The 14,681-nt window shown below is 58.4% G+C and carries 15 protein-coding genes; 11 read left to right on the plus strand and 4 right to left on the minus strand.

Translation table 11 applies throughout. The features are described 5' to 3' along the window. Positions 1-29 precede the first annotated feature (29 nt). The 7 genes from dapF to corA all read left to right on the plus strand — a co-directional run bounded on the left by dapF (position 30) and on the right by corA (position 6,705). Complete coding sequence (gene dapF / locus AC6CWS_RS21575; protein ID WP_002883394.1) at positions 30-854, plus strand: diaminopimelate epimerase; 825 nt, start codon at positions 30-32, stop codon at positions 852-854. Beyond that, a complete protein-coding gene (locus AC6CWS_RS21580) occupies positions 851-1,558 on the plus strand; it encodes a DUF484 domain-containing protein (protein ID WP_065883615.1) in 708 nt (235 codons plus the stop codon). The genes dapF and AC6CWS_RS21580 overlap by 4 nt, the downstream gene beginning before the upstream one ends. Further along, positions 1,555-2,457 (plus strand): tyrosine recombinase XerC, encoded by a 903-nt coding sequence (xerC, locus tag AC6CWS_RS21585; protein WP_004886788.1) that lies wholly within the window; start codon positions 1,555-1,557, stop codon positions 2,455-2,457. The genes AC6CWS_RS21580 and xerC overlap by 4 nt, the downstream gene beginning before the upstream one ends. Continuing rightward, entirely contained in the window at positions 2,457-3,173 is a 717-nt protein-coding gene (yigB, locus tag AC6CWS_RS21590; protein ID WP_023291569.1) for a 5-amino-6-(5-phospho-D-ribitylamino)uracil phosphatase YigB, read from the plus strand. The genes xerC and yigB overlap by 1 nt, the downstream gene beginning before the upstream one ends. A 63-nt stretch (positions 3,174-3,236) precedes the next feature. Continuing rightward, positions 3,237-5,399, plus strand: coding sequence for a DNA helicase II (gene uvrD, locus AC6CWS_RS21595; protein ID WP_004886784.1), 2,163 nt, complete (start codon positions 3,237-3,239; stop codon positions 5,397-5,399). 148 nt (positions 5,400-5,547) lie between these two features. Then, positions 5,548-5,604 (plus strand): YsgD/CorL family protein, encoded by a 57-nt coding sequence (gene ysgD, locus AC6CWS_RS21600; RefSeq protein ID WP_349815745.1) that lies wholly within the window; start codon positions 5,548-5,550, stop codon positions 5,602-5,604. Between the two features lie 150 nt (positions 5,605-5,754). Continuing rightward, positions 5,755-6,705 carry a magnesium/cobalt transporter CorA gene (gene corA, locus AC6CWS_RS21605; protein WP_002883400.1) on the plus strand — a complete coding sequence of 317 codons (951 nt, stop codon included), beginning with the start codon at positions 5,755-5,757 and terminating at the stop codon, positions 6,703-6,705. Positions 6,706-6,789: 84 nt separating this feature from the next. Here the strand turns inward: corA and rarD are convergent, their stop codons facing one another. Continuing rightward, positions 6,790-7,686 carry an EamA family transporter RarD gene (rarD, locus tag AC6CWS_RS21610; protein ID WP_023291570.1) on the minus strand — a complete coding sequence of 299 codons (897 nt, stop codon included), beginning with the start codon at positions 7,684-7,686 and terminating at the stop codon, positions 6,790-6,792. A gap of 48 nt (positions 7,687-7,734) precedes the next feature. Beyond that, on the minus strand, positions 7,735-8,199 hold the full coding sequence (gene yigI / locus AC6CWS_RS21615) for an acyl-CoA thioesterase YigI (protein WP_002883404.1): 465 nt from the start codon (positions 8,197-8,199) through the stop codon (positions 7,735-7,737). Positions 8,200-8,351: 152 nt separating this feature from the next. Here yigI and pldA point away from each other — a divergent pair, with 152 nt between their 5' ends. The 3 genes from pldA (at position 8,352) to rhtC (ending at position 11,788) form a co-directional block, all read left to right on the plus strand. Beyond that, positions 8,352-9,212 (plus strand): phospholipase A, encoded by an 861-nt coding sequence (pldA, locus tag AC6CWS_RS21620; protein WP_065883617.1) that lies wholly within the window; start codon positions 8,352-8,354, stop codon positions 9,210-9,212. Positions 9,213-9,279: 67 nt separating this feature from the next. After that, positions 9,280-11,106 (plus strand): ATP-dependent DNA helicase RecQ, encoded by a 1,827-nt coding sequence (gene recQ / locus AC6CWS_RS21625; RefSeq protein WP_032454515.1) that lies wholly within the window; start codon positions 9,280-9,282, stop codon positions 11,104-11,106. A gap of 61 nt (positions 11,107-11,167) precedes the next feature. After that, positions 11,168-11,788, plus strand: a complete 621-nt coding sequence (rhtC, locus tag AC6CWS_RS21630) for a threonine export protein RhtC (protein ID WP_023291572.1) — start codon at positions 11,168-11,170, stop codon at positions 11,786-11,788. 44 nt (positions 11,789-11,832) lie between these two features. On the opposite strand, the gene AC6CWS_RS21635 is transcribed toward rhtC, so the two are convergent. Then, positions 11,833-12,765 carry an Rpn family recombination-promoting nuclease/putative transposase gene (locus AC6CWS_RS21635; protein ID WP_065883619.1) on the minus strand — a complete coding sequence of 311 codons (933 nt, stop codon included), beginning with the start codon at positions 12,763-12,765 and terminating at the stop codon, positions 11,833-11,835. Positions 12,766-12,927: 162 nt separating this feature from the next. Beyond that, the gene (gene rhtB, locus AC6CWS_RS21640; RefSeq protein ID WP_002883411.1) at positions 12,928-13,548 is read right to left on the minus strand and encodes a homoserine/homoserine lactone efflux protein; all 621 of its coding nucleotides are present in this window, start codon (positions 13,546-13,548) and stop codon (positions 12,928-12,930) included. 109 nt (positions 13,549-13,657) lie between these two features. On the opposite strand from rhtB, the gene pldB reads away from it, so the two are divergent. Further along, positions 13,658-14,650: a lysophospholipase L2 gene (pldB, locus tag AC6CWS_RS21645; RefSeq protein ID WP_008807942.1), complete on the plus strand. Its 993-nt coding sequence runs from the start codon at positions 13,658-13,660 to the stop codon at positions 14,648-14,650. Positions 14,651-14,681 lie beyond the last annotated feature (31 nt).

Raw genomic sequence — 14,681 nt, forward strand, 5'->3', positions numbered from 1 at the left:
CGTTCTGTTCCGCGCAACTGGAGTAGATGATGCAGTTCTCTAAAATGCATGGCCTTGGCAACGATTTTATGGTCGTTGACGCGGTAACGCAGAATGTTTTTTTCTCGCCGGAGCTGATTCGCCGCCTGGCGGATCGCCACCTTGGCGTCGGGTTCGATCAGCTGTTAGTGGTGGAGCCGCCCTACGATCCGGATCTGGATTTCCATTACCGGATCTTTAATGCCGACGGCAGCGAAGTGTCGCAGTGCGGCAACGGCGCGCGCTGTTTCGCACGCTTCGTCCGGCTGAAAGGCCTGACCAATAAACGTGACATCCGCGTGAGTACGGCCAACGGCCGTATGGTATTAAGCGTAACGGAAGACGATCTGGTGCGGGTGAACATGGGCGAGCCCAACTTCGAGCCCTCCCAGGTGCCGTTCCGCGCCAACAAAGCGGAAAAGACCTATATCATGCGTGCCGCCGAGCAGACAGTATTGTGCGGCGTGGTATCCATGGGGAACCCGCACTGCGTTATCCAGGTGGATGATGTGGATACGGCGGCGGTGGAAACCCTCGGCCCGGTAATGGAAAGCCATGAGCGTTTCCCGGAACGCGCCAATATCGGCTTTATGCAGGTGGTCGGCCGGTCCCATATCCGTCTGCGCGTCTACGAACGCGGCGCCGGTGAAACTCAGGCCTGCGGCAGCGGCGCTTGCGCCGCGGTGGCGGTGGGGATCCAGCAGGGGCTGCTCGCTGAAACGGTACGTGTGGAATTACCCGGCGGTCGTCTTGATATCGCCTGGAAAGGCCCGGGCCAGCCGCTGTTTATGACCGGCCCGGCGGCCCATGTCTATGATGGATTTATTCATTTATGAAACCAATCGGGGAAGAACAACAGGAGGTCGCCAGCGCATTGGACGATCGCGCCGTGGTGGACTATCTGTTGCAACATCCTGAATTTTTTATTCGTAATGCCGCCCAGGTCGAACACCTCCGCGTCCCGCATCCGGTACGCGGTACGATTTCGCTGGTGGAGTGGCATATGATGCGGGCGCGTAACCATATTCATGTGCTGGAAGAGAATATGTCGCTGCTGATGGAGCAGGCGGTCGCCAATGAAAGCCTGTTCCAGCGCCTGCTGCAGCTGCAAACGCGGCTGGCGGCGGCGGAGAGCCTCGACGATATGCTCAACCGCCTTCACCGCTGGGCGCGCGAGCTGGGGCTGGCGGGCGCCACGGTGCGCCTGTTCCCTGACAGCTGGCGCCTCGGCGCGCCTTCGAAGTTTACCCATCTGGCGTTAAGCCGGCAGGCGTTTGAGCCGATCCGTATTCAACGTCTGGGCCAGGCGCGCCACTACCTTGGGTCGCTCAACGGTCCGGAGCTGCTGGTGGTGCTGCCGGAGGCGAAAGCCATTGGGTCAGTGGCGATGTCGCTGCTGGGCGGCGATAATGCCCCCGGCGTGATGCTCTTTAGCAGCCGCGATGCGCAGCATTATCAGCCAGGACAGGGGACGCAGCTGCTGCAGGAGATTGCCCAGATGCTGCCCGGCCTGCTGGAGCGCTGGATTGAACGCGCATGACCGATTCTCCTCTCTTCTCCGCCGTCGCCCGCTTTCTGCGCCACCTGGGCGTTGAACGTCAGCTCAGCCCGATCACGTTACTGAATTACCAGCGACAGCTGGACGCGCTGATCGCCCTGGCGGATGAGGCGGGTCTGAAAAGCTGGTCGCAGTGCGATGCCGCTCAGGTGCGAAGCTTTGCGGTGCGCAGTCGCCGCGCGGGGTTAGGCCCGGCGAGCCTGGCGCTTCGCCTGTCGGCGCTGCGCAGTTTCTTCGACTGGCTGGTCGGCCAGGGCGAGCTCAGCGCCAACCCGGCGAAAGGGATCGCCGCGCCGAAAATTCCCCGTCACCTGCCGAAAAATATCGATGTCGATGACGTCAATCGGCTGCTGGATATCGATCTCAACGATCCGCTGGCGGTGCGCGACCGGGCGATGCTGGAGGTGATGTACGGCGCGGGGCTGCGTTTGTCCGAGCTGGTCAACCTTGATATCAAACATCTCGATCTCGAAAGCGGCGAGGTCTGGGTGATGGGCAAAGGCAGCAAAGAGCGCCGTTTGCCGATCGGTCGCAACGCCGTGATGTGGATTGAGCACTGGCTGGATTTACGCGGCCTGTTCGGTACCGACGACGACGCGCTGTTTTTGTCGAAACTGGGCAAGCGCATTTCGGCGCGCAACGTACAGAAGCGGTTCGCCGAGTGGGGCATTAAGCAGGGGCTGAACAGCCATGTGCATCCGCACAAGCTTCGCCACTCCTTTGCCACCCATATGCTGGAGTCCAGCGGCGATCTGCGCGGTGTGCAGGAGCTGTTGGGGCATGCTAACCTCTCCACCACCCAAATTTATACCCATCTCGACTTTCAACACCTTGCCTCGGTGTACGATGCCGCGCATCCGCGCGCAAAACGGGGGAAATAATGCGTTTTTACCGACCTCTGGGCCAGATTTCCGCGCTGACGTTTGACCTGGACGATACCCTTTATGATAACCGCCCGGTAATTGACCGGACGATGCACGAGTCGCTGGCTTTTGTGCGCAGCTACCATCCGTCGCTCAGCCAGTTCGACGCCCATGAGCTTAATCAGCTGCGCCAGACGCTGCTGGCATCCGAGCCTGAGATCTATCACGACGTGACCGTCTGGCGCCACCGTGCGCTGGAGTTAGGCATGCGTAACGCCGGCCTCTCCGCCGACGCGGCGAAAGCGGGGGCCGATGCGGCGATGGAACACTTCGCCCACTGGCGTAGCCGCGTCGATGTCCCGCAGGAGACCCACGATACGCTGGCGAAGCTGGCGGAGAAGTGGCCGCTGGTGGCGATTACCAACGGCAACGCCCGACCAGAGCTGTTCGGCCTGAGCGACTATTTCCGCTTTGTGCTGCGCGCCGGGCCGGATGGCCGCTCCAAGCCGTTTGCCGACATGTACCATCTGGCGGCGGAGCGCCTGAACTTACCGCTCGGGCATATTCTGCACGTCGGCGATGACCTGACCACTGACGTCGCCGGATCGCTGCGCTGTGGCATGCAGGCATGCTGGATCAAACCGCAAGGCGCGGACCTGATGCACACCGCGGACAGCCGCCTGCTGCCGCATATTGAAATTTCACGGTTGGCATCTCTGACCTCGCTGATATAATCACCAGTCACTCTGTATATATTAACAGGGGTTCGTGGAACCCCTTCTCTTCCGGCGGTGCCAATGGACGTTTCTTACCTGCTCGACAGCCTCAATGACAAACAGCGTGAAGCCGTAGCGGCCTCGCGCACCAACATGCTGGTGCTGGCAGGGGCGGGCAGTGGTAAGACGCGCGTTCTGGTGCACCGTATCGCCTGGCTGCTGAGCGTAGAGAACTGCTCGCCGTATTCTATTATGGCGGTGACCTTTACCAACAAAGCGGCGGCAGAGATGCGCCATCGTATCGGCCAGTTGATGGGCACCACCCAGGGCGGCATGTGGGTGGGCACCTTCCACGGCCTGGCCCACCGCCTGCTGCGCGCGCACCATCTGGACGCCAACCTGCCGCAGGATTTCCAAATCCTTGATAGCGAAGACCAGTTGCGCCTGCTGAAGCGTCTGATTAAGGCGATGAACCTCGATGAGAAGCAGTGGCCGCCGCGTCAGGCGATGTGGTACATCAACAGCCAGAAAGATGAAGGGCTGCGTCCGCATCATATTCAGAGCTACGGCAACCCGGTCGAGCAGACCTGGCAGAAGGTCTATCAGGCCTATCAGGAAGCCTGCGATCGCGCCGGGCTGGTGGACTTCGCCGAACTGCTGCTGCGCGCCCACGAACTGTGGCTGAATAAGCCGCATATCCTCCAGCACTACCGCGAGCGTTTCACCAATATCCTCGTCGACGAATTCCAGGATACCAACAACATTCAATACGCCTGGATCCGCCTGCTGGCGGGCGATACCGGCAAGGTGATGATTGTCGGCGATGACGATCAGTCGATTTACGGCTGGCGCGGCGCGCAGGTCGAGAACATTCAGCGCTTCCTTAACGATTTTCCCGGTGCGGAAACCATCCGCCTTGAGCAGAACTATCGCTCGACCAGCAACATCCTCAGCGCCGCCAACGCCCTGATTGAAAACAACAACGGTCGCCTGGGCAAGAAGCTATGGACCGACGGCGCCGACGGCGAGCCAATCTCGCTGTACTGCGCTTTCAACGATCTCGACGAAGCACGCTTCGTGGTGAACCGGATAAAAACCTGGCAGGAGAACGGCGGGGCGCTGGAGCAGTGCGCCATCCTCTATCGCAGCAACGCCCAGTCGCGCGTGCTGGAAGAGGCGCTTCTGCAGGCCAGCATGCCGTACCGCATCTATGGCGGCATGCGCTTCTTCGAGCGCCAGGAAATCAAAGATGCGCTCTCGTACCTGCGTCTGATCGCCAACCGCAACGACGATGCGGCGTTTGAGCGCGTAGTCAATACGCCGACCCGCGGCATCGGCGACCGCACGCTGGACGTGGTGCGCCAGACGTCGCGCGATCGTCAGCTGACGCTGTGGCAGGCCAGCCGCGAGCTGCTGAAAGATAAAGCGCTGGCCGGTCGCGCCGCCAGCGCCTTGCAGCGCTTTATGGAGCTGATTGACGCGCTGGCGCAGGAGACCACCGATATGCCGCTGCACGTCCAGACCGATCGGGTGATTAAAGACTCCGGGCTGCGCGCGATGTACGAGCAGGAGAAAGGCGAGAAGGGCCAGACCCGTATTGAAAACTTAGAGGAGCTGGTGACGGCGACGCGCCAGTTCAGCTACAACGAAGAAGATGAAGATCTGATGCCGCTGCAGGCGTTCCTCTCCCACGCCGCGCTGGAAGCGGGCGAAGGGCAGGCGGACACCTGGCAGGACGCGGTTCAGCTGATGACCCTGCACTCGGCGAAAGGGCTGGAGTTCCCGCAGGTGTTCATCGTCGGCGTCGAAGAGGGGATGTTCCCGAGCCAGATGGCCCTTGATGAAGGCGGCCGCCTGGAAGAAGAGCGTCGTCTGGCCTACGTTGGCGTGACGCGCGCCATGCAGAAGCTGACGCTGACCTACGCGGAAACCCGCCGTCTGTACGGCAAAGAGGTTTACCATCGCCCGTCGCGCTTTATTGGAGAACTGCCGCAGGAGTGCGTAGAAGAGGTGCGTCTGCGGGCCACGGTAAGCCGCCCGGTAAACCATCAGCGACTGGGCGCGCCGATTGCCGAGAGCGATACCGGCTACAAATTAGGCCAGCGCGTACGACATCCGAAGTTCGGCGAAGGCACCATCGTCAACCTCGAAGGCAGCGGCGAGCACAGCCGGCTGCAGGTGGCTTTTCAGGGTCAGGGGATCAAATGGCTGGTAGCGGCTTACGCCCGGCTCGAGGAAGTGTAACTTTAAGAAAAATATCATTATTTTGTAATATTCTGCTACCTTTATACGTTAAGGCGCCTGATTTGCGCTTTCGCGTTCCGTTGCGTGTTGACGCCGATTTTGCGCTGGCGTAACATGCGCGCACGATTACGCTAAGAGGACATTCGCCTTGGACACACCCAGTAGATGCTGGCTCAATTTCCTGTCATTCAGGAACAACTCCTAAGGCTATCCTCTTATGCTGATAGCCTTAGCGGTTGTCAGCGACCTGCCCCATTCCCGTCGCGCTGAGTCAGGCTTAATGGTCTGAAACCCAATTTGTTTCTGTGTGCCCACCGAACTGTCCGATAATTTTTTTGCATTGGGAGTCCCGGTCATGCTGAGCGCATTTCAACTGGAAAACAATCGTTTAACGCGCCTGGAAGCCGATGAGATCAAGCACCTCGCCAGCTCGGTGTGGGTCGATCTGGTCGAGCCTGACGATGACGAGCGAAGCCGCGTGCAGACGGAACTGGGTCAGAACCTGGCGACGCGCCCGGAACTGGAAGATATCGAAGCCTCCGCACGTTTCTTTGAAGATGAAGACGGGTTACATATCCACTCCTTCTTCTTTTTCGAAGATGCCGACGATCACGCGGGTAACTCTACCGTGGCGTTTACTATCCGCGAAGGGCGCCTGTTTACGCTGCGCGAGCGTGAACTGCCGGCTTTTCGCCTCTACCGCATGCGCGTGCGTAACCAGACGCTGGTGGACGGCAACGCTTACGAGCTGTTGTTAGATCTGTTCGAGACCAAAATCGAACAGCTGGCGGATGAGATAGAAAACATCTACAGCGACCTGGAAAAGCTGAGCCGCGTGATTATGGAAGGCCACCAGGGCGATGAGTACGACGAAGCGCTGTCGACGCTGGCGGAACTGGAAGATATCGGCTGGAAGGTCCGCCTCTGTTTGATGGATACCCAGCGCGCGCTGAACTTCCTCGTACGTAAGGCGCGCCTGCCGGCGGGTCAGCTGGAGCAGGCGCGGGAGATCCTGCGCGATATCGAATCCCTGCTGCCGCACAACGAATCGCTGTTCCAGAAGGTGAACTTCCTGATGCAGGCGGCGATGGGCTTTATCAATATCGAACAGAACCGCATCATTAAGATCTTCTCGGTGGTGTCGGTGGTGTTCCTGCCGCCAACTCTGGTAGCCTCCAGCTACGGAATGAACTTTGAATTTATGCCGGAGCTGCACTGGAGCTTCGGCTACCCGGGGGCGATCGTCTTTATGATGCTGGCCGGCCTGGCGCCGTATCTCTACTTCAAGCGTAAAAACTGGCTGTAGTTGTTGTGCCGGATGCGCTTCGCTTATCCGGCCTGGGTGCTGGACTTTTGTAAGCCGGATAGGGCATAGACGCTATCCGGCAATCTACTGGCTCCGACGCCCCCGTCTTTGCGTATACACCGCATCCATCACGAATATCGCCAGCGCCACCCAGATAAAGCCAAAGGTGACCATTTTATCCTTGCCCGGCACTTCGCCGTAGAACGTCACCGCCAGCAGGAACATCAGCGTTGGGCCGATGTACTGGAAAAAGCCCAGCGTGGAGAGCCGCAGACGCGTTGCCGCCCCGGTGAAGCACAGCAGAGGGATGGTGGTCACTACGCCCGCCGCCATCAGCAGCAGATTGAGCGACCAGGGGTTCTGCCCCATATGGCTGGTTGGGCTGTCGGTGATGCCGAACAGCCAAATCGCCGCCACCGGCAACAGCCACAGCGTTTCCACCAGCATGCCGGTCTGCGCATCGACAGCGATTTTCTTGCGCACCAGGCCATAAAAGGCAAAGCTGAAGGCCAGCCCCAGGCCGATAATCGGCAGCGAACCAAAGGTCCAGAGCTGCACCAGCACGCCGCAAAAGGCGAGGATCATCGCCAGCCACTGCAGGCGACGGAAACGTTCGCCAAGGAAAATCATCCCTAACAGAATGTTCACCAGCGGGTTGATAAAGTAGCCGAGACTGGCTTCCAGCATATGGTGGTTATTCACCGCCCAGATGAACAGCAGCCAGTTGCCGCCGACCAGCACCGCAGAGAGCGCCAGCAGGAAGATCTTGCGCGGCGTCTTCAGCAGCTTTTTCACCTGCGGCCACTGGCGGCTGACGCTGATGAGCGCCACCATGAAGAAGAAAGACCAGATCACGCGATGGGTCAGAATTTCATCGGCGGGAACATAGTAGATAAGTTTGAAGTACGCCGGCGCGATACCCCAGATAAAGTAGGCGGCGAGGGCCAGAATAATCCCCAACCGCGTCTGTTTCGCATCCATCGGTAAAATCCATTGCCAAAGAGAGTGATGTTACTCGATTTTGGCCAATCAACCCACCATATAGGTCGCTGTTGCGCTGGCAATATATACCTGCGCTTCGTTATGCAGTTCCACACGGGCTACCGCCACTTTATTGCCGGCGCGCAGCAGGGTGCTGGTCGCGGTAAAACGTTCGCCGCGGCCCGGACGCAGGTAGTCCACGCGCAGGTCGATGGTTCCCATGCGGGAAAGCCGCTGGCGCAGCTCTTCTTCGTTGATAGTGTCATGGCGGGTAAGGGTGCTGCCAACGCAGACCAGCCCTGCGGCGACGTCCAGCGCGGAGGCGATCACTCCGCCATGCAGAATGCTTTGCGCCCAGTTGCCGACCATCATCGGCTGATTATTAAAGCTGAGCTGGGCAAACGCTTTTTCATAGCGCTCCAGTTCGAGGCCGAGGGCGCGGTTAAACGGCATGTGATAGACGAAAATCTCCCCCACCAGTTTCAGAGCTGCTTCGGCAGTAAGTTCGGACATAACACCGGTTCCATTCGTTAATAAAATGTTGATTTTATGCTTCTAAAATATTGATTTCCACTTTCGGAGTGGATTAGGGGGCAGGGGATTAATAAACAGGTAGAATGTCTTCAGGTTAAACAAAAATAAAAACTATTTATCAGGAGACCAGCATGCGTATCTCTTTGGCCTGCCTGGCGGCGCTGTGCGCGCTACCGGCTGGTGTTATGGCGCAGGATGCGTCGGTACACGACAAACCAGCAGTGCGCGGCAGTATTATCGCCAACCTGCTACAGGATCATGATAATCCTTTTCTGCTCTACCCTTATGAAAGCAACTATCTGCTCTACACGTGGACCAGCGATCTCAATAAAGAGGCGATTCGCAGCTATGACTGGGCCGAAAATGCCCGTAAAGATGAAGTGAAGTTTCAGCTGAGCCTCGCCTTCCCGCTGTGGCGCGGCATCCTGGGGGATAATTCGCTGCTCGGCGCGTCCTATACCCAGAAATCCTGGTGGCAGCTCTCCAACAGCAAAGAGTCGGCGCCGTTTCGCGAAACCAACTACGAACCCCAGCTGTTTCTTGGCTTTGCGACCGACTATCAGTTTGCCGGCTGGACGTTGCGCGATATCGAAATGGGATATAACCACGACTCGAATGGCCGTTCCGATCCCACCTCGCGCAGCTGGAACCGGCTTTATGCCCGCCTGATGGCGCAAAATGGCAACTGGCTGGTGGAAGTGAAACCCTGGTATGTGGTGGGCAGCACCGATGATAACCCGGATATCACCAAATATATGGGCTATTACCGCCTGAAGGTGGGTTACCAGATGGGCGAGGCGATCCTCAGCGCGCAGGGGCAATACAACTGGAATACTGGCTACGGCGGGGCGGAACTTGGGGTGAGCTATCCCATCACCAAACATGTTCGCGCTTACACCCAGATCTACAGCGGCTACGGCGAATCGCTTATCGACTACAACTTTAATCAAACGCGCGTCGGCGTCGGGCTAATGCTTAACGATCTGTTTTAATCGTTGCACTCTGGCTCGCAGGCGCTGAAAATAGCGCCTGTTTTCTTTTCAGGCAAATGGGGTCAACGTGGCACAGGCGGAAGTATTAAATCAGGAATCGCTGGCTAAGCAGGTTTTACAAGAGACCTTCGGCTACCAGCAGTTCCGTCCTGGCCAGGAGACGATTATCGAGACGGCGCTCGAGGGCCGTGACTGCCTGGTGGTTATGCCGACCGGTGGCGGCAAGTCGCTGTGTTATCAGGTACCGGCGCTGGTCATGGGCGGCCTGACGGTCGTGGTCTCGCCGCTGATCTCGCTGATGAAAGATCAGGTCGATCAACTGCTGGCCAACGGCGTGGCGGCGGCCTGTTTGAACTCGACGCAAAGCCGCGAACAGCAGCAGGACGTGATGGCCGGCTGCCGCAGCGGGCAGGTTCGTCTGCTGTATATCGCCCCGGAACGGTTGATGCTCGACAACTTCCTTGAGCATCTGGCGAACTGGAATCTGGCGATGCTGGCGGTGGACGAAGCGCACTGCATCTCTCAGTGGGGCCATGACTTCCGCCCGGAATATGCCGCGCTGGGCCAGCTGCGTCAGCGGATGCCGCAGATCCCGTTTATGGCGTTGACCGCCACCGCCGATGACACCACCCGCCGCGATATCGTCCGTCTGCTGGGACTTAACGATCCGCTGATTCAGGTCAGCAGCTTCGACCGGCCGAACATCCGCTATATGCTGATGGAGAAATTCAAGCCGCTCGACCAGCTGATGCGCTACGTCCAGGATCAGCGAGGCAAATCGGGCATTATCTACTGCAACAGCCGTTCGAAAGTGGAAGATACCGCCGCGCGTCTGCAGAGCCGCGGCATCAGCGCGGCGGCTTACCATGCCGGCCTGGAAAACGACGTGCGCGCCGACGTGCAGGAGAAATTCCAGCGGGACGATCTGCAGATTGTGGTGGCGACAGTGGCCTTTGGGATGGGCATCAACAAGCCGAACGTCCGCTTTGTGGTGCATTTTGATATCCCGCGCAATATTGAATCCTACTATCAGGAGACCGGCCGCGCCGGGCGTGACGGCCTGCCGGCGGAAGCGATGCTGTTTTACGATCCGGCGGACATGGCGTGGCTGCGCCGCTGTCTGGAAGAGAAGCCCGCCGGACCGCTGCAGGATATCGAACGGCATAAGCTGAACGCGATGGGGGCGTTTGCTGAAGCCCAGACCTGTCGTCGTCTGGTGTTGCTGAACTACTTTGGCGAAGGACGCCAGGAGCCGTGCGGTAACTGCGATATCTGTCTTGATCCGCCGAAGCAGTACGATGGCTTAATGGACGCCCGTAAGGCGCTCTCCACTATTTATCGGGTCAACCAGCGCTTCGGGATGGGTTACGTGGTGGAAGTCCTGCGTGGCGCCAACAATCAGCGCATCCGCGAGATGGGCCACGATAAGCTCCCGGTATACGGCATCGGCCGGGAACAGAGTCACGAGCACTGGGTGAGCGTGATCCGCCAACTGATTCACCTTGGGCTGGTGACGCAGAATATCGCCCAGCACTCCGCGCTGCAGCTGACCGAAGCCGCACGCCCGGTGCTGCGCGGCGACGTTCCGCTGCAGCTTGCCGTACCGCGTATCGTGGCGCTGAAGCCGAAGGCGATGCAGAAATCCTTCGGCGGTAATTACGATCGTAAGCTGTTTGCCAAGCTGCGCAAGTTACGTAAAGCGATTGCCGATGAAGAAAACATTCCCCCGTACGTGGTCTTCAACGACGCGACGCTGATTGAGATGGCGGAGCAGTCGCCGCTAACCGCTGGCGAAATGCTCAGCGTCAACGGCGTAGGGACACGTAAACTCGAGCGTTTCGGCAAGCCGTTTATGGCGCTGATCCGGTCGCATGTCGATGGCGACGATGAGTAGTCAGCTGGCTATAAAAGTGCCAGAATAGTTATCCTCTTCATTATTTTCCTGCGAGTTAACTATGCTGATGCTTTTCCTCACCGTGGCGCTGGTGCATATCATTGCGCTAATGAGCCCGGGGCCGGATTTTTTCTTTGTCTCACAAACGGCCATCAGCCGCTCGCGCAGAGAGGCGGTGATGGGCGTACTGGGGATCACCTGCGGCGTGATGATCTGGGCGGGGGTTGCGCTGCTCGGCCTGAACCTGATCCTCGCCAGAATGGCATGGCTGCACAACATCATTATGATCGGCGGTGGCTTGTACCTGTGCTGGATGGGCTATCAGATGTTGCGCGGCGCGTTGAAAAAAGAGGCGGTGTCCCCGGCAGAACCGCAGGTTGAACTGGCCCGCAGCGGACGCAGCTTCCTGAAGGGATTGCTGACCAATCTGGCGAACCCGAAAGCGATTATCTACTTCGGCTCGGTGTTTTCGCTGTTCGTCGGTGACAGCGTTGGCGCCGGCGCGCGCTGGGGCATTTTTCTGCTGATTATCATGGAGACGCTGGCCTGGTTTTTGGTGGTTGCCAGCCTGTTCGCCCTGCCGGGGATGCGCCGCGGCTATCAGCGGATGGCGAAGTGGATCGACGGTATCGCCGGCACGCTGTTTGCGGGCTTCGGCATCCACCTGATTATCTCGCGTTAACCTGGCGCTATGCTCCACCCGGCTATATCCGGGTGGAGAAAGTGTCAATAGCGAAGCCGCTGCAGCTCGTCTTCAGACAGACCGGTCATTTCCATAATCGCTTCGTCATCAATCCCGCGTTTGCGCATCGCTTCGGCAACCTGCAGCAAGGCCTGATGTTTGCCTTCCTTTATACCTTCCTTTATGCCTTGCTGTACGCCTTTCCTGATGCCTTTTTCCATACCTTCTGCGAGCCATGTTTCCGCCAGCGTCATCAGTAATCCTCCATGCTGCGGCACGCGCTGTGCCAGCCCGTATAAGAGTGCCCGAGTATCCTCGGCATCCCCTGCCTGAGCCATATAGTTTACCAATACGGTGATTTGTTGTCCGCTCATCTGCTCCAGCATTAAGAGTTGGGTCAACTTATCCAGCAATTGCGCCATATCGCGCTGGCGGATGTGTTTTTGCACCAGCGTCAGGGCCGCCATGCTGCGGTGCTGCATAATGTCGTCGTCGGGGATCACCGTGATATCGACCAGCGGAAACGCCCCGCTATAGAGCTGGCGGGCGTTCTCGGGATCGGCGAAATTATCCAGCCAGCTCATAGACCAGGGATAGGGGCTGCGTCGTCCCTGATAGAAGAGGACCGGAATAACCAGAGGCAGCGTTTTATGGCCGCTCTCCAGATGGCGCTGCATGGCGGCGATGGCATAGCGCATTAAGCGAAAGGCCATCAGTTTATCGGGGGCGCTCTGGTGCTCGATCAGAACATGGACATACCCCTTACCGCGGGTGGTTTCCAGCGAATAGAGAATATCGCTGTAGTAGGGCCTGAGGTCGTCTTCAAGAAAGCTGCCGGATTCCAGACGCAGGGTATCCAGTTTGCAGATCGCTGTTAACGACGGTGGCAGGTGGATCTCGATAAAATCGCGCGCTGTCTCTGCCCGCGACAGAAAAGTTTTAAATACCGCATCATGTGGGGTCGCCGTTTCTGCCATCGCCGTTCATCCGTGAATCACGTCTCTGGCGGCATCCTGGCACGGCGGGCTCAGCGTCGACAGCGGGCAAAAAGATTAATTTCCCGCTTTGCGCGCCGGCTCGCGCAGAGAGATGGCTTCGCCCGCCAGGCGAACCTCTCTTTGCGAGCGAGATTCCATCATTCAGGCGTGACGGGCGGAGGCGAGCAGCGCCCCAACCAGCATAAACAGTGAACCAAAGACTTTGTTCAGCGCCTTCATCTGCTTTGGCCCCTTAATCCATGCTGAAATGCGCTGTGCGAGGGTTGCATAGCCAATCATCACAATGATATCGACGACGATGGTGGTGACGCCCAGAACGAGATACTGCATCACCTGGGGCTGGTGGGGCAGGATAAACTGTGGAAACAGGGCGGCCAGAAAAACGATGCTTTTAGGATTGGTGAGATTCACGAACACCGCCCGCTGGAACAGTTTGCCGCGGGTCTGCGCCTTCGCCAGCGTATTCAGGTCGATGGCCCCTGCCGCGCGCCATTGCTGGATACCAAGCCAGATCAGGTAGGCTGCGCCGGCCCATTTCAGCACCTCAAAGGCCAGCACCGAGCGGGAGAAGAGAGTGCCGAGGCCGACGCCGACCAGCACGATATGAATGGCCAGCCCGGTCTGCAAACCGGCAATCGACGCCGCCGCGCCGCGGTAACCGTGGTTAATGGAGGTGGTCATGGTATTAATCGCTCCGGAACCCGGGGACAGGCTGAGAATGATTGATGTCAGCAGGTAGGCGAACCACCACTCAATGGTCATGAGAAACTCCCTGATTGTCTGTTTTTATGCCACAATACGCTATTGTGTCAGCATTGTGTGATACACGGCAAAAAAACGATTTTCAGCGGTTAACAGGGGTGTAAACCCGATGTTTGGGCAGAAAAAGGACTGGGAAACACGAGAAAACGCGTTTGCGGCCTTCAGCATGGGGCCGCTGACGGATTTCTGGCGACAGCGCGAAGAGGCTGAATTTAAAGGCGTCGATGATGTACCGGTACGCTTTGTTCGCTTTTGCGCGCAAAATAACGATCGGCTGGTGCTGATTTGCCCCGGGCGCATTGAAAGCTACGTGAAGTATGCTGAAGTGGCCTACGATCTCTTTCACAGCGGCTTTGACGTAATGATCATTGATCATCGCGGCCAGGGACGCTCGGGTCGTCTGCTCTCTGATACCCACCGCGGGCACGTGGTTAACTTCAGCGATTATGTTGATGACCTGGCTGCGCTCTGGCAGCAGCAGGTGGTCCCGGGCCACTGGCGAAAACGGTTTATCCTCGCTCACTCTATGGGCGGGGCGATTGCCACGCTTTTTCTGCAACGCTACCAGGCGCATTGCGATGCCATTGCGCTCTGCGCGCCGATGTTCGGGATTATCATTCGGCTGCCGGACTGGATGGTGCGGCATATTCTCGACTGGGCTGAGGGCCATCAGCGCATTCGCGAAGAGTATGCCATCGGCACCGGACGCTGGCGGGCGCTGCCTTTTGCCGTTAACGTGCTGACGCACAGTCGACAACGCTATCGTCGTAACCTGCGCTTCTATGCCGACGAGCCGCGACTGCAGGTCGGCGGCCCGACCTGGCACTGGGTGCGCGAAGGCATGCTGGCCGGTGACGAAGTGCTGGCGAATGTGGAGAAAGATACGGCCCCGACGCTGCTGCTGCAGGCGGAAGAGGAGCGGGTGGTCGATAATCTGATGCACGACCGCTATTGTGAATTACGGGCCGCCGCCGGCCATCCCTGTGAGGGCGGAAAGCCGCTCGTCATTGAAGGGGCATACCATGAGATCCTTTTTGAAAAGGACGCTATGCGCTCAGTCGCGCTCAATGCCATCGTCGAGTTTTTCAATCGACATACTTAATCCGACGATAACGCTCGTCGCCCTGCTTAGA

The organism is Klebsiella sp. M041 (assembly GCF_059759695.1).

Bases quoted from the DNA above. Each gene is read 5' to 3' on its own strand.
- dapF (WP_002883394.1), top strand. From the start codon at position 30: ATGCAGTTCTCTAAAATGCATGGCCTTGGCAACGATTTTATGGTCGTT.
- AC6CWS_RS21580 (WP_065883615.1), top strand. From the start codon at position 851: ATGAAACCAATCGGGGAAGAACAACAGGAGGTCGCCAGCGCATTGGAC.
- xerC (WP_004886788.1), top strand. From the start codon at position 1,555: ATGACCGATTCTCCTCTCTTCTCCGCCGTCGCCCGCTTTCTGCGCCAC.
- yigB (WP_023291569.1), top strand. From the start codon at position 2,457: ATGCGTTTTTACCGACCTCTGGGCCAGATTTCCGCGCTGACGTTTGAC.
- uvrD (WP_004886784.1), top strand. From the start codon at position 3,237: ATGGACGTTTCTTACCTGCTCGACAGCCTCAATGACAAACAGCGTGAA.
- corA (WP_002883400.1), top strand. From the start codon at position 5,755: ATGCTGAGCGCATTTCAACTGGAAAACAATCGTTTAACGCGCCTGGAA.
- rarD (WP_023291570.1), bottom strand. From the start codon at position 7,686: ATGGATGCGAAACAGACGCGGTTGGGGATTATTCTGGCCCTCGCCGCC.
- yigI (WP_002883404.1), bottom strand. From the start codon at position 8,199: ATGTCCGAACTTACTGCCGAAGCAGCTCTGAAACTGGTGGGGGAGATT.
- pldA (WP_065883617.1), top strand. From the start codon at position 8,352: ATGCGTATCTCTTTGGCCTGCCTGGCGGCGCTGTGCGCGCTACCGGCT.
- rhtC (WP_023291572.1), top strand. From the start codon at position 11,168: ATGCTGATGCTTTTCCTCACCGTGGCGCTGGTGCATATCATTGCGCTA.
- AC6CWS_RS21635 (WP_065883619.1), bottom strand. From the start codon at position 12,765: ATGGCAGAAACGGCGACCCCACATGATGCGGTATTTAAAACTTTTCTG.
- rhtB (WP_002883411.1), bottom strand. From the start codon at position 13,548: ATGACCATTGAGTGGTGGTTCGCCTACCTGCTGACATCAATCATTCTC.
- pldB (WP_008807942.1), top strand. From the start codon at position 13,658: ATGTTTGGGCAGAAAAAGGACTGGGAAACACGAGAAAACGCGTTTGCG.